1 rRNA gene is annotated in these 1,361 nt (G+C 52.8%); it reads right to left on the reverse strand.

Annotated features, from left to right (window positions below):
• Positions 1-8 precede the first annotated feature (8 nt).
• Positions 9-1,361, reverse strand: a 23S ribosomal RNA gene (locus BAQ44_RS00450); the annotation flags it as partial.

Raw genomic sequence — 1,361 nt, forward strand, 5'->3', positions numbered from 1 at the left:
CATATTATATGGTTAAGTCCTCGATCTATTAGTATTCGTCAGCTCCACATGTCACCATGCTTCCACCTCGAACCTATCAACCTGATCATCTTTCAGGGATCTTACTAGCTTACGCTATGGGAAATCTCATCTTGAGGGGGGCTTCATGCTTAGATGCTTTCAGCACTTATCCCTTCCGCACATAGCTACCCAGCTATGCCCTTGGCAGAACAACTGGTACACCAGCGGTGCGTCCATCCCGGTCCTCTCGTACTAAGGACAGCTCCTCTCAAATTTCCTACGCCCACGACGGATAGGGACCGAACTGTCTCACGACGTTCTGAACCCAGCTCGCGTACCGCTTTAATGGGCGAACAGCCCAACCCTTGGGACCGACTACAGCCCCAGGATGCGATGAGCCGACATCGAGGTGCCAAACCTCCCCGTCGATGTGGACTCTTGGGGGAGATAAGCCTGTTATCCCCGGGGTAGCTTTTATCCGTTGAGCGATGGCCCTTCCATGCGGAACCACCGGATCACTAAGCCCGACTTTCGTCCCTGCTCGACTTGTAGGTCTCGCAGTCAAGCTCCCTTATGCCTTTGCACTCTACGAATGATTTCCAACCATTCTGAGGGAACCTTTGGGCGCCTCCGTTACACTTTAGGAGGCGACCGCCCCAGTCAAACTGCCCACCTGACACTGTCTCCCGGGTCGATAAGACCCGTAGGTTAGAATTTCAATACATTCAGGGCGGTATCCCACCAGCGCCTCCACCGAAGCTAGCGCTCCGGTTTCAATGGCTCCCGCCTATCCTGTACAAAATGTACCAAAATTCAATATCAGGCTACAGTAAAGCTCCACGGGGTCTTTCCGTCCTGTCGCGGGTAACCTGCATCTTCACAGGTACTATAATTTCACCGAGTCTCTGGTTGAGACAGTGCCCAAATCGTTACACCTTTCGTGCGGGTCGGAACTTACCCGACAAGGAATTTCGCTACCTTAGGACCGTTATAGTTACGGCCGCCGTTTACTGGGGCTTCAGTTCAGAGCTTCGCTTACGCTAACCCCTCTCCTTAACCTTCCAGCACCGGGCAGGTGTCACCCCCTATACTTCGCCTTACGGCTTCGCAGAGAGCTGTGTTTTTGCTAAACAGTCGCTTGGGCCTATTCACTGCGGCTTTCCGTTAAGAAAGCACCCCTTCTCCCGAAGTTACGGGGTCATTTTGCCGAGTTCCTTAACCAGAGTTCTCTCGCACACCTTAGGATTCTCTCCTCGCCTACCTGTGTCGGTTTGCGGTACAGGCACCTTTTATCTCGCTAGAAGCTTTTCTTGGCAGCGGGGAATCAAAGACTTCGCTCCATAAGGAGCTTCCCCATCACA

Origin of the sequence: Bacillus mobilis (assembly GCF_001884045.1) — a bacterium.
GTDB lineage: Bacteria > Bacillota > Bacilli > Bacillales > Bacillaceae_G > Bacillus_A > Bacillus_A mobilis.